This window comes from Dietzia sp. 2505 (genome assembly GCF_040546785.1).
Classification (GTDB): Bacteria; Actinomycetota; Actinomycetes; order Mycobacteriales; family Mycobacteriaceae; genus Dietzia.
Map to the genome: position 1 here is coordinate 258,180 of NZ_JBEPON010000004.1, position 22,080 is coordinate 280,259.

At 71.7% G+C, this 22,080-nt stretch carries 19 protein-coding genes; 11 read left to right on the top strand and 8 right to left on the bottom strand.

From position 1 onward, the window contains the following. Positions 1 to 10 precede the first annotated feature (10 nt). Genes ABIE38_RS10240 through ABIE38_RS10250 form a run of 3 tightly spaced genes read right to left on the bottom strand, consistent with a single transcriptional unit; the run spans position 11 to position 4,762 of the window. Positions 11 to 2,050, bottom strand: a complete 2,040-nt coding sequence (locus ABIE38_RS10240) for an arabinofuranosyltransferase (RefSeq protein WP_354055930.1) — start codon at positions 2,048 to 2,050, stop codon at positions 11 to 13. After that, entirely contained in the window at positions 2,047 to 3,396 is a 1,350-nt protein-coding gene (locus ABIE38_RS10245; protein WP_354055932.1) for a polysaccharide biosynthesis protein, read from the bottom strand. Before ABIE38_RS10245 ends, ABIE38_RS10240 begins: the two co-directional genes overlap by 4 nt. Next, complete coding sequence (locus tag ABIE38_RS10250) at positions 3,374 to 4,762, bottom strand: M1 family metallopeptidase (RefSeq protein WP_502914770.1); 1,389 nt, start codon at positions 4,760 to 4,762, stop codon at positions 3,374 to 3,376. Before ABIE38_RS10250 ends, ABIE38_RS10245 begins: the two co-directional genes overlap by 23 nt. 156 nt (positions 4,763 to 4,918) lie before the next feature. Here ABIE38_RS10250 and ABIE38_RS10255 point away from each other — a divergent pair, with 156 nt between their 5' ends. Both ABIE38_RS10255 and ABIE38_RS10260 read left to right on the top strand, forming a co-directional pair. After that, positions 4,919 to 5,368 (top strand): hypothetical protein, encoded by a 450-nt coding sequence (locus ABIE38_RS10255; protein WP_354055935.1) that lies wholly within the window; start codon positions 4,919 to 4,921, stop codon positions 5,366 to 5,368. Next, positions 5,365 to 5,754 (top strand): winged helix-turn-helix domain-containing protein, encoded by a 390-nt coding sequence (locus ABIE38_RS10260; protein WP_354055937.1) that lies wholly within the window; start codon positions 5,365 to 5,367, stop codon positions 5,752 to 5,754. Before ABIE38_RS10255 ends, ABIE38_RS10260 begins: the two co-directional genes overlap by 4 nt. A 25-nt stretch (positions 5,755 to 5,779) precedes the next feature. On the opposite strand, the gene ABIE38_RS10265 is transcribed toward ABIE38_RS10260, so the two are convergent. Next, positions 5,780 to 9,631: a Pls/PosA family non-ribosomal peptide synthetase gene (locus tag ABIE38_RS10265; protein WP_354055939.1), complete on the bottom strand. Its 3,852-nt coding sequence runs from the start codon at positions 9,629 to 9,631 to the stop codon at positions 5,780 to 5,782. Positions 9,632 to 9,698: 67 nt separating this feature from the next. Between ABIE38_RS10265 and ABIE38_RS10270 the strand changes: the two genes are divergently transcribed. The 3 genes from ABIE38_RS10270 to ABIE38_RS10280 all read left to right on the top strand — a co-directional run bounded on the left by ABIE38_RS10270 (position 9,699) and on the right by ABIE38_RS10280 (position 11,773). After that, positions 9,699 to 10,523: an SDR family oxidoreductase gene (locus ABIE38_RS10270; protein ID WP_354055941.1), complete on the top strand. Its 825-nt coding sequence runs from the start codon at positions 9,699 to 9,701 to the stop codon at positions 10,521 to 10,523. A 156-nt stretch (positions 10,524 to 10,679) separates the two neighbouring features. Beyond that, the gene (locus tag ABIE38_RS10275) at positions 10,680 to 10,886 is read left to right on the top strand and encodes a PspC domain-containing protein (protein WP_354055943.1); all 207 of its coding nucleotides are present in this window, start codon (positions 10,680 to 10,682) and stop codon (positions 10,884 to 10,886) included. A gap of 23 nt (positions 10,887 to 10,909) precedes the next feature. Further along, complete coding sequence (locus ABIE38_RS10280; protein ID WP_354055945.1) at positions 10,910 to 11,773, top strand: crotonase/enoyl-CoA hydratase family protein; 864 nt, start codon at positions 10,910 to 10,912, stop codon at positions 11,771 to 11,773. A gap of 173 nt (positions 11,774 to 11,946) precedes the next feature. On the opposite strand, the gene ABIE38_RS10285 is transcribed toward ABIE38_RS10280, so the two are convergent. Then, positions 11,947 to 12,459, bottom strand: a complete 513-nt coding sequence (locus ABIE38_RS10285) for an inorganic diphosphatase (protein ID WP_354055947.1) — start codon at positions 12,457 to 12,459, stop codon at positions 11,947 to 11,949. A gap of 182 nt (positions 12,460 to 12,641) precedes the next feature. Here ABIE38_RS10285 and dacB point away from each other — a divergent pair, with 182 nt between their 5' ends. Genes dacB through hpt form a run of 3 tightly spaced genes read left to right on the top strand, consistent with a single transcriptional unit; the run spans position 12,642 to position 15,642 of the window. Then, positions 12,642 to 14,036, top strand: coding sequence for a D-alanyl-D-alanine carboxypeptidase/D-alanyl-D-alanine endopeptidase (gene dacB / locus ABIE38_RS10290; RefSeq protein WP_354055949.1), 1,395 nt, complete (start codon positions 12,642 to 12,644; stop codon positions 14,034 to 14,036). After that, on the top strand, positions 14,023 to 15,084 hold the full coding sequence (tilS, locus tag ABIE38_RS10295; protein WP_502914761.1) for a tRNA lysidine(34) synthetase TilS: 1,062 nt from the start codon (positions 14,023 to 14,025) through the stop codon (positions 15,082 to 15,084). Before dacB ends, tilS begins: the two co-directional genes overlap by 14 nt. Next, positions 15,085 to 15,642 (top strand): hypoxanthine phosphoribosyltransferase, encoded by a 558-nt coding sequence (hpt, locus tag ABIE38_RS10300; protein WP_354055951.1) that lies wholly within the window; start codon positions 15,085 to 15,087, stop codon positions 15,640 to 15,642. A gap of 80 nt (positions 15,643 to 15,722) precedes the next feature. On the opposite strand, the gene ABIE38_RS10305 is transcribed toward hpt, so the two are convergent. After that, entirely contained in the window at positions 15,723 to 17,240 is a 1,518-nt protein-coding gene (locus ABIE38_RS10305) for an L-lactate permease (protein ID WP_354055953.1), read from the bottom strand. Between the two features lie 9 nt (positions 17,241 to 17,249). After that, on the bottom strand, positions 17,250 to 17,534 hold the full coding sequence (locus ABIE38_RS18115; protein ID WP_502914762.1) for a hypothetical protein: 285 nt from the start codon (positions 17,532 to 17,534) through the stop codon (positions 17,250 to 17,252). Positions 17,535 to 17,806: 272 nt separating this feature from the next. Between ABIE38_RS18115 and ABIE38_RS10310 the strand changes: the two genes are divergently transcribed. The 3 genes from ABIE38_RS10310 to ABIE38_RS10320 all read left to right on the top strand — a co-directional run bounded on the left by ABIE38_RS10310 (position 17,807) and on the right by ABIE38_RS10320 (position 20,560). Next, positions 17,807 to 19,357, top strand: coding sequence for an acyl-CoA synthetase (locus tag ABIE38_RS10310; RefSeq protein WP_354055955.1), 1,551 nt, complete (start codon positions 17,807 to 17,809; stop codon positions 19,355 to 19,357). A 7-nt stretch (positions 19,358 to 19,364) separates the two neighbouring features. Next, positions 19,365 to 20,207, top strand: a complete 843-nt coding sequence (locus ABIE38_RS10315) for a sigma-70 family RNA polymerase sigma factor (RefSeq protein ID WP_354055957.1) — start codon at positions 19,365 to 19,367, stop codon at positions 20,205 to 20,207. A gap of 116 nt (positions 20,208 to 20,323) precedes the next feature. Continuing rightward, on the top strand, positions 20,324 to 20,560 hold the full coding sequence (locus tag ABIE38_RS10320) for a DUF1059 domain-containing protein (protein ID WP_354055959.1): 237 nt from the start codon (positions 20,324 to 20,326) through the stop codon (positions 20,558 to 20,560). 48 nt (positions 20,561 to 20,608) lie between these two features. On the opposite strand, the gene ABIE38_RS10325 is transcribed toward ABIE38_RS10320, so the two are convergent. After that, entirely contained in the window at positions 20,609 to 21,943 is a 1,335-nt protein-coding gene (locus tag ABIE38_RS10325; RefSeq protein ID WP_354055961.1) for an amidase, read from the bottom strand. Positions 21,944 to 22,080 lie beyond the last annotated feature (137 nt).

A 22,080-nucleotide genomic window follows, 5' to 3' on the forward strand; every position in this document is an offset into this window, starting at 1 on the left:
CCCGGCCCGGTCACCGCCGCACCACCACCACCACCCGTGAGCCCACCTCGCGGACGTCGAACACCTCCGGGTCCTCGAACACCTCCGGCGTGAACCGGATCTCCTCCCGACTGTTGTTCCGGGCCAGGGGCATCTCGTTGATCGCCACCGGCACCACCCAGCTCCGAGAGCTCTCCCGAGAGAACACCATCACATCCGGACCGCGGAACGGGCCCGAGTCCATCGCGTCGGCCAGCTCGCGTGGGGAGGCTTCAGAGGCCCACGCGCGGATCTCGTCCGTCCGTGCGGTGTACCGACCGGCCGGGGTGGCGTAGGCCTGCGCAGGCGCCTGGAAGGTGAAGTACGGGCGGTAGGCGTAGACGGTCGGGACCGAGGTGAGGACCACCAGATCCGAGGGCTCTCGCCCGGGGGTCATCTCGTCGATCGCCTCCAGTACCTCCGTCGGGGCCGCGGGGGTCTCGCGGGCTGCAGCGGCGAACCGCGAGTCCTCCTCGGAGACGTGTTGCACCATCTGAATCGCGGCCAGACCGGCCACCACCACGGCCACCGCGGCGGCCCGGCCGCGCGAGTGTGCGGGCGACGTGGCCAGCGCCCACCGGGCCAGGGCGAGCGAGCCGGTCACCCCGGCGAGCGCGAGTGCCAGCGTGATCACCGGGATCATCCGGAACGGCAGCAGCGTGGACCCGGTGACCGCCCGCAGCCCCGAGAGCGCGTACCAGCCGAACACCGCCAGGACCATCAGCCCCAGCGCCTGCGCCAGGACGAGGCCGCGGTCTGGTGTCGGGAGCGGCCAGCCCGGTGAGTGGGTGGCCTCGTCGTCATCGTTGTCCTTGTCGTCATCGACGCCGCGGCGGTCAGCTTCGCGGCTTCCGATCCGGGCGCCCAGGGACGCCGACGCCCGGCCGGTGAGCCGGCCGGCGCCGCCCGGCCACACCGTCACCACCACCCACACCAGCCCGATCAGACACAGCAGGCCGGCGGCGGACACCTCGAACATCGGCAGCGGCCAGCGCGAGCCGATCTCCGGGGCGAAGTCGTTGGCGACGGACGCCTCGGTCTCGGCGCCACCCAGCACCGCCAGGAGGAAGCGGTGCCAGAACACCAGCGCGAGCAGCATGGAGATGCCGGCCGTCGCGGCCAGGTGGGCGATCAGCGCGGCGACGATGCGGCGGTCGGCGCGGTGGCGCCATATGTTCACGACGACGACGAGGGCGACCAGCAACGCCGCGACACCCGCGATGAGTGTGTACGCCAGGGCGGCCCAGCCGAGGTAGACGCCGATCGTCACGACCAGCGGCCACGTGGGTCGGCCGCTCCCCGGGTCCCGCGACCGCGCGGCGGCGCGTGCGCAGAGCAGGAAGGTCGCCACCACGACCTGCGGGAGCAGGCAGATGAGGATCCACGAGTAGGGCTCGTAGGCGTTGGTGTGCCCGCCGACGACCGCGGTGAGCAGGCCGAACAGCACGGCCAGCCGAGTCGGCACCAGCCAGCGCCAGGCGACGAACGCGATCGCGCCCGCGACCGCCATGGTGACGATCGCGTAGGGCTTGTAGAACTCCCATGCCTCGACCCCCGCCAGAGCGGCCAGTCGCCCGCCCACCCAGAACCACTGCGGCGGGTAGAAGGGCGCGGCATCGGCGTAGAAGGGGTCGCTCAGGGCGGGGGAGTCGGCGAAGCGGGTCACGTAGGCGACACGGTTGAGCTGGTCGCCGCCGAGCCCGAAGAGATAGTGCGGGGTGCCGCCGAGCAGCAGCCCGAGGTGGGAGGAGGCCAGGAACGCGGGGCCCGCGGTCCCGAGGAACCACAGTCCGCGCTCGCCGGTCCCGCGGCGACTGTCTCGGCCCCGGCGCCCCCCGCGCAGCAGGAGCCAGCCGGCCAGCGCCACCAGGCCCGCGGCGACGGTGGCGCCCAGAGCCTGGGGCAACCAACTGGGCTCCGGCAGGGACAGTGCGTCGATCGCCGTGAGGCTCAGGGCACCGACGAGTGCGGCCACCACGAGCCCCGCCACGAGTTCGCACCCGCGCCGCAGGAGCAGCCGGGCCTCGCTCATCGGGGGGGCTCCGCGCCGAGGCGGGCGATCACCGCGAGGCCCACGACGTGCACCACCACTCCGATGCCGGGTCCGGCGAGGAGGGCGATGGCCGAGCGCACGTCGAGCGGGCCGGGCACCGAGACCAGGAGGACCAGGGCGGCCAGCACCGCCACCCACCAGCCGACGTTGTAGAGCAGATGTCGATCGAAGGCCAGCGCGGCATTGCCGGTGACCATGAGCGCGGCGGTACCCACGGAGGCCGCGGTGAGGGCGGCCAGAACCGCCCCGGGCAGTTCGAACTCGGCACCGAACAGCACGCGGATGAGCCATGGTCCCACGAGCCAGGCCGCGCCCGCGCCCACCAGTCCGACCGCGGTGACCAGGCCGAGGGGCGCGGCCAGGGCGCGTGGGCCGAGCTCGCGACGCTGGACAAAGTAGACGATGATCGCGCTCTGGAAGCTGGTCAGCGGCACCAGTAGCGGGGCCCGGGTGAGGGTGATGGCCAGGATGACCGCGCCGACCAGCGGCGCCGGATCCGTCTCGCGGACGGTAGCGGTGACGAACACGGGGAAGCCCACCACGAGCGCCGCCGTGCCCGCCGAGGCCAGCATCGCGGAGGCGGTGTTGCGCCAGAACCTCTGGCGCCCCACATCGAGCGCGCGGGCCAGCGCCTCGCGGGTGGCCGGGTAGAGCGAGACCATCAGGGCCCAGGTGACCGTGCCCGCGACGGTGGCGAGCGCGAATCCGAGTCCGGCGTCACCGGCCCACCACGCCACCCCGGCCACCACCAGGCGCAGTGCGGCGTCGACGGTGAGCAACACCGCGTACATGCCCCAGCGCTCGGTCCCCGAGAGCGCCCCGGCCGTGGCGGCCTGGAGGCTGAAGCCGAGGATCCCGACCGCCATCACCGCGACGCCCATCCCGGAGAAGGTGGGCAGTCCCAGGGCGGGCCAGGCGGGAGCGCTCACCGTCACGACCGCCGCCAGCGCCAGGCCCAGCATCAGTCCGGCGGGCAGGAGTCGGACGCGGCCGCCCGTGCCCGGTGCCCGAGCGCGCCCGTCCCTGCCCGGTCCGGAGACGCGTCCCCCGCGCGCGTCGTCCGGCGTGGGACCCACCCGCGCCGACCGCACGGCCCGCGTGGCCTCCTGCATGAGCCCGTTGGCCACCCCGCCCAGGGCGAAGAACGCGCCCCAGTAGGTGGCGAAGAGCGGGTAGTCCGCCGGGCCCAGCGCCCGGCCGGCGACCAGCATGACCAGGTAGCCGGAGGCGGCGGCGAACACCGTCGCCAGCGTCAGGGCCCGCATCCCACCCGCGGCGCGGCGGCCGGCTGTGGGTGTCGGTTCAGCGGCGGCCGGCGTGGTCATCGGGCATGCCGAGGGTGGGTGGCAGCGGCTGCGAGAACAGCCACGCGGCCCACAGGGGGCGCAGGTCGACGGGGGAGTGGTCGGCGGCCATGTGCAGGAAGTCGTCGGTCGTCGCGGTCTTGCCCGAGTACTTGGTCACCCAGTCGCGCAGCAGTTGGAAGAACCGCTCGTCGCCGATCGTCAGGCGCAGGGCGTGGAGGGTGAGTGCGCCGCGCTTGTAGACGCGGTCGTCGAACATGTCCTTGGGGCCGGGGTCGGCCAGGAGTAGGTCCTGGGGCGAGTTCTGCAGCTTGGAGTAATAGCGGAGCGCGTGGCTGCCCGCGTCGGCGCCGCCGGAGAACTCGGTCCACAGCCACTCGGCGTAGCAGGCGAAGCCCTCGTGGAGCCAGATGTGCTTCCATTCGGCGGCGGTGACGGCGTTGCCGAACCACTGGTGCGCGAGTTCGTGGGCGATCAGCCGCTCGTCGTCCGTGCCCGCCTCGGCGGTGTTGCGGCCGAACGTGGACATGCCCATCGCCTCGAGGGGGATCTCCAGCTCGTCGTCGGTCACCACCACCTTGTACTCACCGAACGGGTACGGGCCGAACAGGTCGGTGAAGACGTCGATCATCTCGAGCTGGCGGGCGAACGCCACCCGGAAGTCCCGCTTGAGGTCCGCGGGCAGGTAGGCGTGGAACGGCACCGCCCCACCCGTCACCTCCAGGTGCTCGTACTGACCCAGGTTGATGGTCACGAGGTAGGTGGAGGTGGGCTGCGGGAGGTCGAACTCCCACGTGGTGGTGCTGCCGCTGCGCTTCTTGCCCACCAGCGAACCGGTCACGACGGCGCGGTACGGGGAGTCAGTGGTGAGCCGGATCCGGAACGGGGCCTTGGACGACGGGTGGTCGTCGCACGGGAACCAGCTGGCGGCGCCGTTGGGCTGGTTGGCCACCAGGACCCCGTCGCTCAGTTCCTCCCACCCGACCTCACCCCATGCGCCGCGGATCGGGCGTGGGTTGCCCGCGTACCGGATGGTGAGTGTGAACGCGGCACCGACGGGGATCGGCTCGGCCGGGGTGACGGTGAGCTTGCCCCGGGGCCGGCTGTACCTGGCCACCCGACCGCGGTCGAGAGACACCTTGGATACGTCGAGGTGGGGGGACAGGTCGAGCTGCACCGAGTCGAGCGGTTCGGTGGCCGTGGCGGTGATGACGGCCTGGCCACGCAGGTTGTTGGAGCTCATCTTGTAGGTGAGGTCCAGTTCGTACCGGGTCACCCGGTAGCCGTGGTTTCCGGCGCTGGGCAGGTAGGGGTCGACCGGATCGGCGCGCGACGAATCGCGGGGGGCTGCGATCTTGGCGATGAGGTCCTTCTTGACTGCCTTCAATTCCATGACCTGCGCGAGTGTAGTGGACCCGGGGTGATCGGCACCGGTCCCGGCGTCCGACTGGTGGAAATTACTTGCCAGAAGGGAAAGTAGTTGACTATGGTCTAGTCATTGCCCGGGCGGCTACCCCGGGACCGTTTCGAGGAAGGTGTCGCCATGACCACGGAGAACCCCACCACCGGCGCGCTCGATCGCGCCGAGGCCGCCCGGCTCCTCGCGGAGGTCGAGGGTCGCCCGCCGGTCAGCTCCACGCGGGACGCCCGGGTCTTCGCCTGGTTCGCCGCCGTCATCGCGGTGGTGATGGGTGCCGGGACCATCGCGATCATGTTCTCCAACTGGGCGATGGTGCCGTACGTGGTGCTGCTGTTCGCCGTGATCTTCTGGCAGCGGCGGTCGATCGGCGCCAGCCCCCGCGGTTCGGCCCGGACGTACCTCTGGGGGGTCGCGGGCTCCGGCGTGATGGTCCTCGTCGTCGTCACCGGGTTGCACGTCATCCGCACCACGATCGGCCTCACCCCCTGGTGGTACCTCCTCGGTGCGGCGCTGGTGGCGCTGCCCGGACTGATCGCCTCCGCGCGCATCGCACGCCGGGGCGCCGCCCGGTGACCGGCCCGCAGGGCGGGGCCCCCGACGTTCCCGACGCCCCCGCCCACGGCACCGCTGCCGCCGACGTTCCCGACGCCCCCGACGCCCGGCCGGACGGGCACGCGAGGCACCGGCTCGACGAGGTCATCCACGCTCCGGTGAGGTTCTCGATCGTCGCCGCGTTGGCGGGGGTCGACGACGCCGAGTTCGCCACCATCCGCGACGCCGTGGAGGTGTCCGATTCGACGCTGTCCAAGCAGGTCGCGGTGCTCGAGAAGGCCGGGTACGTCAAGGTGCGCAAGGGGTACGTGGGCAAGCGTCCTCGGACCTGGCTGGCGCTGAGCCGCGAAGGGCGCAGGGCCTACGGGTCACACCTGGATGCCCTCCGCTCGATCGCCGGCGGCTGACCCGCGCGGGCGCAGCGCCGCCGGCTCAGCCCCGCCAGGGCGCGATCGGGTTGCCCTGCCAGCGGGTGCCCGGGGGGATGCGGTCGCCGCGCATGACGAGCGACGCCGGGCCCACGGTGGAGCCGTCGCCGATCGAGGACGCCGGGAGGGTCACACAGTGGCAGCCCAGGGTCGCGCCGTCGGCCATGTCCACCCGGTCGATCTGCATGATGCGGTCGTGGAACAGGTGGGTCTGCACCACACAGCCGCGGTTGACGGTGACGGCGTCGCCAAGGGAGACCAGGTCGGCCTCGGGGAGCCAATAGGACTCGCACCACACCCCTCGGCCGATGCGCGATCCGAGCAGCCGCAGCATCACGGTGAGGATCGGGGTGCCGGAGGCGGGGCGGGCCATCCAGGGCGCGGCCAGGAGCTCGACGAACGAGTCGGCGACCTCGTTGCGCCACACGAACGAGGACCACAGCGGCTGTTCGCCCGCCCGGATCCTGCCCACCAGGAGCCACTTGGCCAGCACCGAGACGAACAGGGCCACGAGTCCGGCGTACGCGAGGGTGACCCCGGAGGTCAGAGCGGCGACGCCGAAGCCCCACTCCCGGTGGATCTCCTGCATCACGGCCAGGACGCTGACCAGCAGCAGGAACGAGAGCCACACGGGGACGAGTCGCAGCGTCTCCCATGCGCCCCGGGCCACCTTGAGGCGCCGGGGTGGCTGGTAGGTGCGCGCGTCGCTCTCGCCGTCGGTCACGGCCCTGGGCAGCTTCTGCGGGGGCGAACCGAGCCACGAGGTGCCCTTCTTGGCCTTCTGCGGCGCGGAGGACAGCACCGCGACCAGCCCGCGCGCGGGGACCTTGCGGCCGGCGGACGCGATCCCCGAGTTGCCCAGGAACGCACGCTTGCCGACCTGCGCCTGCTCCAGCCGCATCCAACCCGATCCCAGCTCGTACGGGGCGACCATCGTGTCGTCGGCCAGGAACGCCCCGTCACGGACGGTGGTGAGCGAGGGGATGAGCAGGACGGTCGAGGCCTCCACGTCCTTGCCGATCCTCGCGCCCAGCGCCCGGAGCCACATCGGGGTGAGCATCGAGGCGTAGAGCGGGTACAGCCAGTTCCGCGCGGCGTCCATGATGCGTTCGCTGCACCACGCCTGCCATGAGATGCGCGAGTGAACCGGGTGGAAACCCTCCTCGAGGCCCACGGAGAGCGCCCGGACCGACACCAGCGTGAGCACGGCGAACAACGCGAGTGCGAGCAGCATCCCGGGGACGGACCACAGGGCGGAACGCAGGAACAGCTGGCCGGGGGTCGTGGCGTCCCGCGCCCCCCAGGCCACCACCGCGAGTCCGGCGGCCAGGGCGAGTAACGGCATCGCGCCGAGGGCCACCGCCGAGAGCTGGTAGACCACGCTCCACACGCGACTGCGGGGAGCGGGCTCGGCCGGCCAGCTCGAGCCCCGCTTGCCGCGCTTGAGGGCGGGCGAGCCGGCGTAGCGTTTCCCGGCCTTGACGGTGCCCACCACGGCCGACCCGATCTCCACGTGCGCGCCGTGGCCGACCACCGCGCCGGGCAGCAGCGTGGACCGGGCTCCCACCACCGCGTTCTCGCCGATCGCCACGGCGCCGATGTGCAGGACATCGCCGTCGATCCAGTGCCCGGCCAGGTCGACCTCGGGTTCGATGGAGGCTCCGTCGCCCACGGTCAGCAGCCCGGTGACGGGGGGCAGGGTGTGCATGTCCACGCCGTGGCCGATCCTCGCGCCGAGAAGCCGGGCGAACGGTGTGAGCCAGCCGGCACCCTCGAGGTTCGCGACCCCGGAGGCCTCGACCAGCCGTTCGGCCGCCCAGAGGCGCAGATGGACCGAGCCGCCCCGCGGGTAGGTGCCCGGCGTGACCCCGGCCATGAGGACCCGGCACAGGAGCCCCGTCACCACCGCGCGGCCCGCGGGCAACAGCAGCAGCACCGCGAGGATCCCGAGCACCCACCACGAGACCGGGCGCGCCCAGGGCACGCCCATGGATGCGGCGACGTTGTTGGCGATCCCCAGCCAGGTGAGCCACTGCAGCCCGGTGATCGTCAACAGCGGGAGGGTCGCCAGGACCTGCACCACCTGCGTGCCGCGGCCGACCGGACTGACGTGGCGCGGCTCCACCGCGGCCACGGGTTCGAGCTGGTCGAGGTATTCGGCGAAGTCGCCCAGGCGAGGGCGGTCGTAGATGTCGCCCACGGTGACGGCAGGGAAGCGCTCCCGGACGGCGACCACCACGTGGGCGGCGGCGAGGGAGCCGCCTCCCAGCGCGAAGAAGTCCTCGTCCACCCCGGAGACGTCGGCGCCGAGCGCCGAGGACCACAGTTCGGCCACCCACGCATCGGTGCCGTCCAGCTCGGTCTCGGCGGCCGAGGTCTGCGCGAGGGGCCACGGCAGGGCCGCGCGGTCGACCTTCCCCGACGTACGGGTGGGCAACTCGTCGACGAGGGTCAACCGGGGGACCACACCGGCAGGCAGGCGGTCGCGCAGGATGCCGGCGGCGTCGGCGAGATCGAAGCTCAGGGGGTCGTCGGCCACGAGGTAGGCCACGAGCACGGACTGGCCCGCGTCGGTCTTCTTGACCGCGGCGGCTCCGGCGCTCACGCCGGGCAGGGCGGACACGGCGGTGTCGACCTCGCCCAGCTCGAGTCGGCGTCCACCGATCTTGACCTGGTCGTCCACGCGGCCGGTGAAGTACAGACCGTCGGCCTCGAGGCGCACGACGTCGCCGGACCGGTAGGCGCGCTCCCACCCGAGGGTCTCCATTGGCGCGTACTTCTCGGCGTCCTTGTCCGGGTCGAGGTACCGGGCCAGTCCGACCCCGCCGATAACCAACTCGCCGGATTCGCCGTAGCCGACCGGCAGGCCCGTGGCGTCGACCACGGCCAGGTCCCACCCGTCCAGCGGCAGGCCGATCGAGACCTCGCCCCTTCCGTCCAGCTGCGCCGCGCACGCCACCACGGTGGCCTCGGTCGGCCCGTAGGTGTTCCAGACCTCCCGGCCGTCACCGGCGAGTCGCGCGGCGAGCTCGGGCGGGCAGGCCTCGCCGCCGAGGATCACCAGGCGGATGTCGGCGAGCATCTCCTCCGGCCATATCGAGGCCAGGGTCGGGACGGTGGAGATCACCGTGATCCGGCGGTCGCGCAGCCACGGGCCCAGGTCGAGACCGGACTTGACGATCGACCGGGGCGCGGGCACCAGGCACGCCCCGTGAGCCCAGGCCAGCCACATCTCCTCGCAGGAGGCGTCGAACGCCACGGACAAGCCCGCCAGCACCCGGTCGCCCGGGCCGAGCGGGCCGCCGGTGAGGAAGATCCGCGACTCGGCGTCCACGAACGCCGCCGCACTCCGGTGGGTCACCGCCACACCCTTCGGCAGGCCGGTGGTGCCGGAGGTGAAGATGATCCAGCAGTCGTCGTCGACGGTGGGGGCCCGGTGCCGCGACGGGTCGGCCGGGCGTCCGGGGTCGGTGACCCGCATCCCCTGCGCGGTGTACACGGCCGCCACCTGCGCCTGCCCGAACACCAACTCGGCGCGCTCGACCGGATCGTCCACGTCCACGGGGACGTACGCCGCCCCGGCGGCGAGGGTCGACAGGATCGCCAGGTACAACTCGACGCCGCCGGACGGCATGTGGATGCCCACCCGGTCGCCCGCCCCCACCCCCTGCCGCTGCATCCAGCGTGCCGAGGTGTGGATCTCCTCCCACACCTCGCGATAGCTGAGCACGCGCGAGCCGTCGTCGAGGCACGGGGCGTCCGGGTGACCCTGGGCCGCGGAGCCCAGAATGTCCAGCAAGGTCCGGGGGCTCGGGGCCTGTGAGCTGCGAAGATACTGCTCAGGGATGGTGTGCACGTGCGGATGGTATCCCGGTCGGGTGAACTTCCCCCCGCAGCGTGGGCGGAACTGGTTCTATTAACTCATGTCAGAATCTCTTCAGGGCAAGACCGTCGTGATCATGGGAGCAGGGCCCGGTTTCGGCCGGACCCTCGCCCTGCGGGCAGCCGAACAGGGGGCGACCGTCGTCGTGGCCGCCCGGACCGCCTCGAGGCTGGACGGGATCGTCGACGAGGTCCGTGCCGCCGGTGGCACCGCGATCGCCGCCGCGGTGGACGCCACGGAGCCCGACTCCGTGCGGGCGTTGCGGGAGACCGTCGCCCAGCACACCGATGCGGTGCACGGCCTGGTCTACAGCGCGTTCGCCGTGCCCAGCATGAAGCCGCTGGCCCAGACCGATCACGAGCAGATCTCGCGGGGGATCGACCTGTCGGTCCTCGGCGCGCTCCGCACCACCCAGGAGTTCTCCCCGCTGCTCGAGGCGGGTGCGGCGACCCCGGATGCGGAGCAGGCCGACGCCGCACCCGCGAGCAGTTCCGTGGTGATGATGGCCTCGGCCGTCATCCACCATTCCCGCGAGCGTTACGCCGGCTACAAGATCGCCAAGACCGCCCTCGTCGCGCTGGGGCATTCTCTGGCCACCGAGCTCGGACCGCGCGGGATCCGCGTCAACACCGTGGCGCCCGGGTACATCTACGGCGAGACCCTCAAGGGGTACTTCGAGCACCTGGCGGGTAAGTACGGCGGGACCGTGGAGGACGTCTACGCCCACACCGCCGAGAAGATGGACCTGCGCCGTCTGCCCAGCGAGGGCGAGATCGTCGACCCTGTGTTGTTCCTGCTCTCGAACGCCGCGTCGGCGATCACCGGCCAGACCCTGACCGTGGACTGCGGCGAGTTCCACACCTGAGCCCGCGCCCGCTCCCGCGTCCCCACCCCGAGGCGCGGCTCAGGGTCGGATTCGGGGTCCATCCCGGATGTGGGGCGCCCCGTGGAGGAGGAGACTGGAGGTCATCGGGGAGAGGTCCCCGGCCACCAATTTCCGACGACGACGAGGTGACATGTCATGACCTACCCTTCAGACTCCAAGCCCAAGCGACTGACCAGGTCCGAGGACCGCTGGATCGGGGGCGTGTGCGGCGGACTGGCCGACTACTTCGGGCTGGACCCGGTGTTGGTCCGCGTCCTGTTCGTGGCCTCGCTGCTGCTGCCCGGGCCGCAGGTGCTGCTGTACGTGATCCTGTGGTTCGTCATGCCTGACGCCCGCGCCTGAGGAGGCCATGGCAGGCTGAGCGCATGAGCACTCCAGACACCTCGGCCGCGCCCGGTCAGTACTCCTCCGTCCGCATCGAGAAGGGGGTCCGGGACCCGTACGTCGCCCAGGTGACGCTGATCGGACCCGGCCCCCACAACGGCATGGGGCCGGACTTCTGGTCGGAGATGCCCCGCGTGATGGCGGAACTCGACGCAGATCCCGAGGTCCGCGCGGCTGTCATCGCCGGTGAGGGTCGGAACTTCTCCTACGGGTTGGATCTGATGGCGATGATGCCGCAGTTCATGGAGTTCCTGCCCCAGGACAAGACCCCGGACGCCTCTCGGAGCGAGCGGATCCTGGACTTTGTGGAGAACATGCGCCGCGCCATCGACTCGGTGGCGTCGGCCAAGACCCCCACCGTCGCCGCGGTCCAGGGCCGCTGCATCGGGGGCGCGGTGGACATGATCTCCGCGTGCGACGTCCGTCACGGCGCCGCCGATTCCACCTACTCGATCCGCGAGGTCAAGGTGGGGATCGTGGCCGACATGGGCTCGCTCGCGCGTCTGCCCCACATCATCGGCCAGGGTCTGACCCGGGAGCTCGCCCTGACCGGACGGGACATCGACGCGGAGACCGCCCTGCGCTACGGGCTGGTCACCCACGTGGCCGACGACGCCGCCGGCGTGTTGGACTCGGCCCACGCCACCGCCGCCGAGATCGCGGGAAACCCCCCGCTCGTCGTCCGCGGGACCCGCGAGGTGTTGAACCGCGGCATCGAGGGCCAGATCCACGAGAACAACCGCTACGTGGCCACGTGGAACGCCGGCTTCCTCGCCTCCGCGGACATGATGGAGGCCATCTCGGCGACGCTGGAGAAGCGCGAGGCGAAGTTCACCGGCCGCTGAGGCCGCGCAACCACTCCCGCGAGCCGTCCCGCGCCGAGGCCGTCCCGCCCCGCCCGCGCCGCCCCTTCCCGACTCGCTCATCGACAAGAGCGTTCCGCACACCCGCTTCTCGGGCGATGTGTGCGGAACGCTCTTCGCGTGGCCGTGGGACGGGATCCGGGGCCCGGCCGGGGTCAGCCGCGGTTGGGCTCGGCCTTCTCCTCGGGGTGCGTGCCGAAGTTCTCGATACCCTCGGCCACGAGCTTCTCGCCGTGCGCCTTGCCCTTCCACTCTCCGGGCGTGACGTGCTTGCCGGGCTCGAGGTCCTTGTAGTGGAGGAAGAAGTGCTCGATCGCCTTGAGCTCGAAATCCGGGACGTCGTCGATGTCCTGGATGTGCTCCCACCGGGGGTCCAGGGCCGGCACGCACAGCAGTTTGTCGTCGCCGCCGGCCTCGTCGGACATCGTGTAGACCCCGACGACACGGGAGTTGACGATCACGCCGGGGTGGACAGACTCATCGAGAAGCACCAGCGCATCGCACGGGTCGCCGTCGTCGGCCAGCGTGTTGTCGATGAACCCGTAGTCGGCCGGGTAGCCCATCGAGGTGAACAGGAACCGGTCGAGGTAGATCTTCCCGGTCTCGTGGTGGATCTCGTACTTGTTGCGCGAGCCCTTGGGGATCTCGATGGTCACTTCGACGGACACTGGCGTACCTCGCTGATCGGCGTTCTCGGGACCCCGGACGCGCGCCCGGGAATTCGCGTCGAGTGTAGTAGGCCGGTGCGGCACCGGGGGCGCTCGTCGTCAGGTCGCCCGCTAGCGTGGGTGGTTGATGGCCGCTGCCCGGTCGGGTGCGGGGTGAGGCGAGTCCGGGAGGGTGGGGGTCTGTGACCGAACGGCGCGTGTGGCGGGGGCGGGGCCCGGCGTGGCGGATCGGGGTCGTCCTCGTCACCGTCGCGCTGCTGGTCGCGGGCCTCGTGGTGGCGGCACTCCTCACCGATGTCGAGGGGGAGTTGCGTGTCGGCCGGGACATGTCCGCGTCCGCCTCGCCCCCACCGTCGCCCGGACTCGTGGCCGCCGGTGACGACGCGCCGACCCCCGACCCGGCCGCTCTCGACGGCATCCTGGGGCCGCTGGCCTCGTCGCCCGCGGTCGGGGACCTGACCGCGAGCGTGGTGGACGACGCCACCGGACAGGTCCTGTGGGAGCGCCGCCCCCGCGACGCCAAGGTCCCGGCCTCCACCGTCAAGCTGCTCACGGCCGTCGCCGCGCTCAGCCGCCTGCCCGCCGACGCCCGCGTCGACACCGTCCTGGCGCGTGGCACCCGGCCCGACACCCTCGTGGTGATCCCGGGGGGCGACCCCACCATGTCAGGCTCCGCCGAACCCGGCCCCCTCTTCCCCGGCTCCGCCACGATCGCGCAGGCCGCGGGGGTCGTGCGCACGGCCGGTCAGACCCCAGCGCGCATCGTGGTGGCCCCGGGTCCGTACACCGGGCCGCGCCTCGGCCCCGGCTGGTCCCCGGTCGACATCGCGGCGGGGAACATCGCCCCCGTCCAGGCATGGATGCTCGATGCCGGTCGCCTGGACCCGGCGGACGAGTACTCGCCCCGCACCGCCGAGCCCACGTTGGCGGCCGGCCGGGCACTGGCCCGTGAGCTGGGCGTGGACCCGGCCGAGGTGCAGGTCTCTGAGGAGCCGGTGGAGACGACGGAGGAGTTCGGTCGCGTGTCGTCCGCGCCGCTCACCGAGCGGGTGCGGTCGATGCTCGTCCACTCGGACAACGTGCTGGCGGAGGCGATCTGCCGGGAGGTGGCGCTCGACCGGAACCCGGATCAGGCGGCCGGGTTCACGGCGGGGACCACCGCCGTGGTGGACACCCTCGCCGAGCGGGGACTCGACATGTCCGGGGTCCGACTCGACGACTGTTCGGGGATGAGCGCGGGCAACCGGCTCTCGGCGGCCGCCCTGACCGACGTCCTGCGCACCGCCGCCGCCCCCGACGCGACCAGGGAGCTGCGCGATCTGCTCGACGCCCTGCCCGTCGCGGCGGGTTCGGGAACCCTCGTGGACAGATTCGACGGCCCGTCGGCGGCGGGTGCGGGATGGGTGCGCGCCAAGACCGGCACCCTCAGGGAGACCAGCGCCCTCGCCGGGACCGTGACCAGCGCCGATGGCCGCACGATGAGCTTCGCCCTGCTGGCCTCAGGCACCGACCCGACCGTCGCTCGCCCGGTCCTCGACCGGATCGCCGCCGAGTTGCGCAGCTGTGGCTGCCGCTGACGGACCGGACCGGGCCCACGCCCAGTCCGCCCACGCCCAGTCCGCCCACGCCCGGTGGACCGGCCCGGCGTGGACGGTCCGCAGGGCCGTGCGGGCGTTCCGCCGCGCCCATCCCGAGGTGGGCGACGAGGTGTGCGTGGCGCTGTCCGGGGGTGCGGACTCGCTCGCCCTCACCGCGGCCGCGGTGACCGAGTTCGCAGACGTGACCGCCCTGGTGGTGGACCACGGCCTGCAGGCCGGATCGGACGAGGTCGCCCGGGGTGCGTGCCGGGCGGCGCAGCGACTGGGCGCGCGGTCGCGGGCCCTCGTCGTCGTCGTCGACCCGGACGGTTCCGGCCCCGAGGCCGCCGCGCGCACCGCGCGGTACGCCGCACTCGACGCCGCGCGCGAGGGCCGGCCGGTCCTCCTTGCCCACACCCTCGACGACCAGGCCGAGACGGTCCTGCTGGGCCTCGGCCGTGGTTCCGGCGCGCGGTCCCTGCGCGGGATGGCCGCCTGGGACGCGCCGTGGGGCCGCCCGTTGCTCGGCGTACGTGCGACCAACACCCGCGCCGCCTGCCGCGCACTGGGCCTGGACTGGTGGGACGACCCGCACAACCTCGACCCGGCCTTCACCCGCGTGCGACTGCGCCGCGAGGTGCTCCCGCTGCTCGAGGACGTCCTGGGGGGCGGGGTGGCGGAGGGGTTGGCGCGGACCGCGGAGCTGCTCCGGACCGACGACGACGAGCTGGACCGTCTCGCCGCCGCCGTGCCCGCCTCCGGAGACGGCGGACTGGACGTCTCCGTCCTCGAACCCCTACCGATCGCCGTGCTGACCCGGGTTCTGCGGCGATGGCTGCTGGCCAACGGCTGCCCGTCGCCCACGTACGCGCACCTGTCGTCGGTGGCGGCCCTCGTCACGGACTGGCACGGGCAGGGGGGCGTGGCGGTGGGGGGCACGGGGCCGGACGGGTCGGGTGTGTCGGCGGGCCGGGGCAGGTTGGTCGCTCGGCGGCGGCATGGAAAGGTGGTCCTGGAGATCGAGCGGGCGAGCGGAGCGGGGACGTAGATGAGCACGGACAAGTACGCCGACGAGATCGAGTCGGTGCTCATCGACACCGATGTGATCCACGACCGGATCGCCGAGATGGGCGCGACGATCGGGGAGCGCTACCGGGACTCCGAGCAGGAGGTCGTGCTGGTCGCCGTCCTCAAGGGTGCGGCGATCTTCGTCTCGGACTTCGCCCGGGCGCTGACCATCCCCTCCGAGCTGGAGTTCATGGCGGTCAGTTCCTACGGCTCGTCGACCAGCTCCTCGGGCGTCGTCCGGATCCTCAAGGATCTCGACCGTGACATCGCGGATCGCGACGTGATCATCGTGGAGGACATCATCGACTCGGGTCTGACCCTGTCGTGGCTGATGCGCAACCTCCGGACCCGCAATCCGCGGTCGCTGGAGATCGTCACCCTGCTGCGCAAGCCCGACGCGGTCAAGGCCGACCTCGACATCCTCGAGATCGGGTTCGACATCCCCAACGAGTTCGTGGTGGGCTACGGCCTGGACTTCGCCGAGCGGTACCGCGACCTGCCGTACATCGGCCGGCTGCACCCCCGCATGTATTCCTGAGCCCCGCTACGGCGGCCCCCGCGATGGGCGGCGCGAGCTGTTCCGCCGCCTGGTACACGGACAGCAGTGTTCGCCGTTTCCTAGCGGGTGAAGGCGAACGCCAGGACCCCCCCGAGGGCGACGTAGATCAGGGCGACGGGGAAGGTAGAGCGCAGCACTTTTCCCTCTCGCCCGGTGAGGCCCACCGTGGCGACGGCGGCCACGATGTTGTGCGGACAGACGATGTTCCCGACTGCTGCTCCGAAGCCCTGTGCGCCGAGTAACGGCAAGGCAGGAACGCCGACAGCGTGGGCGGTGGTGGTCTGTAGTTCGGTGAACAGGACGTTGGACGCGGTGGCGGAACCGGTGACGAAGGTCCCGAACGCCCCGACTGTGGGGGAGAGCAGGGGCCACGCGATACCCAACCCGGCTGCTGCAAAGGCCAGCTCGTCGGTCATCCCTGAATGGGACATCGTGCGGGCGATCGTGACCATGGCGATCAGCGCCACCATCACCGGACCCAGCTGTCGGGTCGCAGTCACGACAGCCTCCCGGACATCGCGTCCCGAGGCCCGCTGCAGAACGGCGCCGGCACCGAAGGCCAGAGTCAGCAACATCGCCGGGTGGAACAGTGGCTGGACACTGCCGGAGAAACCAGTACCGGTCTCCCATTCGATCGTCACGGTCTCCAGCGCATCTCGGACCGGGGGAATCAACCGGGTGCCGAGGACGAGGAGAACCAGGACCAGGTAAGGAGCGGCTGCTCGCATCAGCTCCACCGGGTCACCCGGCTCAGCGGATCCACCGCCGCCGGCGGGCGTCTCCCGGCGCCGTCGTCGGACGAGGACGAAAGCGAAAACGACGACTCCGACCAGAGCTCCCCCGAGCGTGGGCAGTTCCGGACCGATGAACGCCGCGATGAGTCCATAGGGGACCAGGAAGGAGACAGCGGCCAGGAGCCCCCAGGGCCAGAGCCTTCCGTCACCGGGCATGGCGCGCCCGATGGTCACGATGACGGCGGCGGTGAGAATCCCACCGAGAATGACGTGGTAGGGAGCTGTGGCCCGGGCCAGTTCCGCGCCGGAGAAGTCCACCAGCGCGCTCTGGACCAGCACGGGCGTGCCGATGGCGCCGAAAGACACCCCCGCGGCGTGGCCCAGTAGGGCAGCTGCCACGGCGCTCACCGGAGGCATGCCCGCCGCTACGAGGAATGGCGCGGCCAGCGCCACCGGTGTCCCGAACCCGGCGGCTCCTTCGAGAAACAGCGCGAAAAACCAAGCCACTAGAATTGCGCCCATCCGGGGATCCGGGTGGAGTCGAGCCAATCCAGCCTGCAACTGCTTTGCCGCGCCGGTACGTTGCTGGAGGTAGTGGATGCCCAGAGCGGGGCCGATGATGCCCGCCACCGTCGCGGCGATGAAGGAGGCTTCGGCCACCACCCCGACCGTGCCGTGGACAATGCTGAACTGATCTCGCGGACCGCCGAAGCCGAACGCTGCGGTCGCGACCACCAGTGTGATGCCGGCTGTCACCACACCCGCCCGCGCGGCCGACCAACTCGCGATCGTCATCAGTGCGAGCACGAGCAGCACTGGAGCGGCTGCGAGAAATGCCAGCATCGTGACCGGTTACTCCGCGAGAAGGTCTGCGGAGACCAGATCGAGGTCCACGTGGTTGAATCCCGCAGAGCGCGACATCACGTAACGCACTCCGAGCCGGGCCAGACCCTCCGGAGCCTGTGAGCTGAGGCCGTCATTAGCACACGCGCACACGGCGTCAGCGCCTGCGGACGGGGAAACTGTGACCAGGGACAACCGTTCTTCCGGGAACGTAGGATCGTGCCCATGAGCAGCATTGGCCTCGTGGGGAAAGTCGCGGCCATAGGGCTTCGTGCTGAAGAGAGCTACCCTCATTCCTCGCCTCCGCCTGTCGCTCCGTGACTCCCCCGGCTCCGTCGCGGAGCCCTCCCGAATCGCAGTGGTTCTTATGGGGATTCGGGCTATCGGTTTCCGACGACGGTCTGGTCGGCTACGTCTCGTAGCGTAGAACGTCCCCCCGGTCTCTGCTGGCCGGACGTCGACGAGCTACCCACATGGGCGGCGCTCCCTGTGCCGGCACACCCGGTCGGGCATCGCCACCGCCCAAACCCGTGATCCGGATCACATGTGGGATATATGCTTCGCGCATGTTCCCGGGAACCTTCGCCGCCACCACGCCCGACAAGCCCGCCGTGATCCGCCCCGCGACGGGCGAGCAGATCACCTACGCCGAGCTCGAGGCCAGGTCGGCGCAGCTCGCGCACGTCCTGACCGACGACTGGGGGCTGCGCCCCGGCGACACCATCGCCGTGGTCTCGGACAACACCCTCGAGATGGTCGAGATCTACTGGGGCGCGCTGCGGGTCGGGCTCTACATCGCCGCCATCAACCATCACCTGACGGCCGAGGAGTCCTCCTACATCATCGGGGACTGCGGCGCCCGTGCCCTCTTCGTCTCCGCTCCCGTGGCCGACCACGTGGACCTGTCCGCGGACGCGCACCCCGACGTCGAGCACCGGGTGGTGTTCGACGGGACGCTCGACGGATTCGCGGACTACCGCGACCTGCTGGCCGACAAGCCCACCGACCCGCCCGCCGACCAGCCCCGGGGCCACGACTTCCTCTACTCCTCCGGCACCACCGGCCGGCCCAAGGGCGTGCGCGTGGACCCGCCGGAGGGGCAGATCGACGAGGTCCCCGACGTCTACACCCCGGTGTTCAGCTTCCTCTACGCCTTCGACGCCGACAGCGTCTACCTGTGCCCCGCGCCGCTGTACCACGCGGCCCCGCTGCGGTTCTGCGGCGTGGTCAACTCCGTCGGCGGGACCGTGATCCTCATGGACCGCTTCGACGCCGAGGAGTCACTCCGGCTCATCGAGGAGTACCGCGTGACGCACTCCCAGTGGGTGCCGACGATGTTCGTGCGCATGCTCAAGCTGCCGGAGGAGACCCGCGAGCGCTACGACGTCTCCAGCATGACCCACGCGATCCACGCCGCCGCGCCGTGCCCGCCCGAGGTCAAACGCCGGATGATCGAGTGGTGGGGCCCCGTGATCCACGAGTACTACTCGGCCACGGAGGGCATGGGGATCACGTTCATCAACTCGCAGGAGGCACTCGAGCGCCCCGGATCGGTGGGTCGCGACGGGCTCAAGGGCATCGCGCACATCTGCGACGAGGAGGGCCGCGAGCTCCCCATCGGCGAGATCGGCAGCATCTACTGGCAGCAGGACGAGGGCACGTTCACCTATCACGGGGACCCGGAGAAGACCGCGTCCGTCTTCCACCCCGAACACCCCAACTGGTCCACCTTCGGCGACGTGGGTTACCTGGACTCCGACCGCTTCCTGTACCTGACCGACCGCAAGGCGTTCACCATCATCTCCGGCGGCGTGAACATCTACCCGCAGGAGATCGAGAACGCACTCGCGCTGCACCCGGCGGTCGAGGACGTCGCCGTGATCGGGATCCCGGACGAGGAGATGGGGGAGAAGGTCCACGCGGTGGTGGTGCCCGCCCCCGACCGCGCCGACGACCCCGACCTGGGCGAGGATATCCTCGGATCGCTCCGGGGCCACATCTCGGACTTCAAGATCCCGCGGGCGGTGGACTTCGTCGACGAGCTACCCCGCACCCCCACCGGGAAACTGGTCAAGCGTCGGATCCTCGACCGTTACACGAGCGGGACCGTCGCCTGAGGCGTCGATGGACCTGACCGGCGAGTTCGAACGCGAGCGACCCAGACTCACACGGATCGCCGCGCGAGTCCTCGGTGATCCGGCCGAGGCCGAGGACGCGGTCCAACAGGCGTGGCTGCGGCTGGTGAGGGCCGACGCCGACGCTGTCGACAACCTGCAGGGCTGGCTCACCACCGTCGTCACCAGAGTGTGTCTGGACCGTCTCAAGGCCTCGGTTCCGGTGCCAGTGCCCGGGGATGCGCCCGATCGTCCGGGTACCGATCCCGACCCGGCCGAGGAGGTGGCCCTCGCCGAGTCGGTGGGATCTGCGCTGCACCTGGTGCTCGACCGGCTGTCCCCCGCCGAGCGGGTGGCGCTGGTCCTCCACGACTCGTTCGCCGTGGACTTCGCCACCATCGCCGGGATCCTGGACTGCACCCCGGCCGCCGCCCGCAAACACGCCTCCAGGGCGCGGTCCAAGGTGGCGGCGCCGCCGGACGGTCGGGGAACGGCGGACTGGAACGTGGTCGACGCCTTCCTGGTCGCGGCCCGGGACGGCGAGTTCTCCCGACTGCTCGGGCTCCTCGCGCCTGACGTGGTGGTGGCCGGCGACCCGGTCGCCGTGGGCCTGGGGACCCCCGCGCGCATCGAGGGGCGCGACGCGGTGGCGGAGTTCTTCAACGGCGCGGCGGCCTCCGCGTTGCCGGTGTTCGTGCACGGCCGGCCCGGAGCGGCGTGGTTCGACCGCGGAGTCGCCAGAGTGGCGTTCGACTTCCGCGTCTCGGGTGGGCTCGTCACGCGCATCGACTTCCGCGCACGGCCGGAGGCACTCGAGACGATCAACCGCCGGCGGGACGGCGCCGTGCGCTGACTCCTGCCGGGGAGGCGCCGCCTCTCCGGCCTCGGGTTGGTCACATCTTCGGCCCGCTGCTCGTCATCATGGTGAGGAGCGCACACCGCGCTACCCGGACACGGGAGGAACGAACCATGAAGACCATGTCCTGCAGAGACCTCGGGGGGCCCTGTGACCTCGCCCATTCCGGCGAGACCGCAGACGACGTGATCAACGCCCAGGACGCCCATCTGAAGGAACTCGTCAAGGCGGGGGACGAGGCGCACGGGCCCGCGCGGAAGGAGATGAAGGGGCGGTGGATGCGGCCCAGGCAGGCGCTCGGGTGGTACAACGACGTCAAGAAGCGCTTCGCCGAACTGCCGGAGGACTGACCCGGGGGCTGGCCCGTCGCGGTCCCGCCCGTCGCCGTCCCGCCCGCGTCAGGCCCCGGCCCGTGCCCCCTCGATCGCGGCGGCCAGCGAGAGCAGGGTCGGCTCCGAACCGGGCCGCCCGACCAGTTGCACCGAGGTCGGCATGTCCCGGCCGGCCGGGGTCACGGTGCGACCGCACGGGACGGACATCGCGGGCCACCCGAGCACGTTGGCTAAAGGGGTGAACGGGGAGAACCTCATCGACGCCCACAGCGAGCGTCCCCACGAACGCCGGTGCCAGTCGGTCGCCTCGGGCGGCAGGTCGGCCAGCGCCGGGGTGAGCCACACGTCCACGCCGGAGGAGTCCATCGCGCGCTCGACCTCGGCGCGCAGCGCCTCGGTCGCCCGGTTCCACCTGGTGTCCCCGTCGCCCGCCCCGCCGTGCCGGAACGCGGTGCGGCCCAGCAGGGCGTGGTGTCGGGTGCGGCGCTCCATCGCGGAGAGCGGGAGGTTCTCGTCCTCGGCGGCGCGGGCCACCGCGGAGGTCCACCGCGCCAGATAGAGCACCGGGTCGCGAGGTGACGGCAGGGGGGTGTCGACGACGACGAGGTCTCGGGCCCGGAGCAGATCCGCAGCCTCCCGGGCCGCACGGGTCCACGGCTCGCGGATCCGGACGAGATCCCGGCCGAGCCGGATCGGACTCGTCGTGGACAGGCCCACGCGCGTCCCGCCGGGCACGGGCCCGACGGAGGCGAGCTCCGGTCGCCCCGCCATCACGGACAGCGCCAGTGCCACGTCCCCGACGGTCCGGGCCAGTGGTCCCGACTCCGCCAGGCGGCCCCAGTTGTCGCCGGCCAGCCGGGTGGGGACGACCCCCGGTCCGGGCTTGATGGTGACGATCCCACAGGCGGCGGCGGGGATCCGCAGGGAACCCATCCCGTCGTCACCCACCGCGAGCGGGACCATGCCGGAGGCGACCGCCGCGGCGGACCCGCCCGAGGACCCGCCCGCGGACAGGGACTCGTCGAGGGGGTTGCGGGTGATGCCGTGCTCCTCGGAATCCGTCATCCCCCACGTGCACAGCTGGGGCGCGGCGGTGATGCCCACCGGGACCGCGCCGGCCGCGAGCAGGGGAGCGATGACCGGGTTGTCGAGGGTCACGGTGCTCTTGACGGCCAGGGGGACCCCGGCCAGGGGCAGTCCCGACCGTCCGGCCTCGTCCCGGGCGTCCACCGCCGCCGCGGCCGCCCTGCCGTCAGCCCCGAGGAGAGTGGTGAAGGCCCGGAGTGCCGGATCCAGGTGCGCGATCCGGTCCAGGGCGGCGTCGAGCGCCCCCGTCGCGGTGTCGGCGCCGGATCGCACCGTGTCTGCGGTCCGGGAGGCGGGCGGGGTGGTGGTGGTCACGAGCCCGATGGTACGGGGCGGATACGACACGATCGCCTGTCCGCCCACGGCGATCAGCACGGTCGGCCGTCGTGCCCCGCAGGTAGCCTGGGGCGATAGGCGACGAGGTCGGTCGCATCACGAGGTCCGCCGACCGG